1 protein-coding gene is annotated in these 267 nt (G+C 67.8%); it reads right to left on the reverse strand.

Going from position 1 to position 267, the window contains the following annotated elements; translation table 11 throughout:
- The coding region (locus tag C6N31_RS47385; RefSeq protein ID WP_198359725.1) for a radical SAM protein at positions 1 to 267 on the reverse strand (267 nt) is incomplete at both ends.

The raw sequence follows: 267 nt of genomic DNA on the forward strand, positions 1-267 counted from the left end.
CGGTATCGGCGAGCAGCGCGTCACCGGCGCGGGCGCCGAGAGCGCCGGAGGTGTCGAGGGCAGTGTGAAGACCCATCTGGTGGCAGCGGTGGAAGACTTCGGCGGTGAAGTCGGCCTGCAGGAGCGGGTCACCTCCGCTGAGCGTGACTCCCCCGCCGGCGGTGTCGATGAAGGACCGGTATTTCGCGATCTCGTCCATCACCTCGTCGACGGTCATACTGCGCCCGTCGCGCAGTTTCCAGGTGTCGGGGTTGGCGCAGTACGAGC

The organism is Streptomyces fildesensis (assembly GCF_016107395.1).
Classification (GTDB): domain Bacteria; phylum Actinomycetota; class Actinomycetes; order Streptomycetales; family Streptomycetaceae; genus Actinacidiphila; species Actinacidiphila fildesensis.